Origin of the sequence: Deinococcus sedimenti (genome assembly GCF_014648135.1) — a bacterium.
Lineage (GTDB): Bacteria > Deinococcota > Deinococci > Deinococcales > Deinococcaceae > Deinococcus > Deinococcus sedimenti.
The window spans coordinates 1-694 of record NZ_BMQN01000061.1 but is presented as its reverse complement, the minus strand read 5'-3'; the positions used below and the strand labels follow the sequence as shown (position 1 = coordinate 694).

Below are 694 nucleotides of genomic sequence, written 5' to 3'. Positions count from 1 at the left end.
ACCACGTGCATCCAGCCCCCATAGACCCACGTCCGCTCGAACAGGGTGCGCACCTGTCCCGGTTGGAGCGTCGTGAACAAGTCTCGCACCAGTTCATCCTCGATTCTGGTGTTCTCCCGGATGCGGATGCACTGCCGGATGCGTTTCCAGCGCAGAAACGAGCACCACTCGCGCCCCACGAACTCCCGGTCCGCGATCAACACGGCCCAGCGGCGGGCTGGCATCACCTTGAGGAGTCGGGCGACCAGGAGGATCCGGGCAGCAGTGCAACTGTTGCCTTGATGCGGCAGGATCGACCAGACGAGGGGAATCACCGCGCCCCCGAGCAGGACGCCCAGGACGAGGATGTTCAGCGGCGTCTGGCCGTAGTGCCAGGTGGTGCGGTCCATGATCAGGGTGAGCTTGCCGTCGGGCAGTAAGGGAAGCAGGACGTCTGTGACGTCCTGCGGCGTGAGCTGAGCGTCGTGAAACACGCGGGCCACCGTCCGGGTTTTTGATTCCAGCGTGGCTGCTCTGGGCAGATGAAGCGCGATCTTGCGGTGGAGTGTGGACTCGGCCTGGAGCACGGCCAGGAGCACTTCGGCAAGACGACGGAGCGCGTCCGTACGGCGGTGTGGCCAGCGAGTGTGCAGGTAGGTGGCCAACGTGTCAGCATGGAAGCGGGCAGTATCGGGGCTCGTCACAGACCCAGATA

The 694-nt window shown here is 64.6% G+C and carries 1 protein-coding gene; it reads right to left on the bottom strand.

What is annotated here, in order from left to right; translation table 11 throughout:
- A partial coding sequence (locus tag IEY69_RS21620; RefSeq protein WP_505706030.1) for a transposase family protein occupies window positions 1–683 on the bottom strand: 683 nt, incomplete at its 3' end.
- Window positions 684–694: the final 11 nt, after the last annotated feature.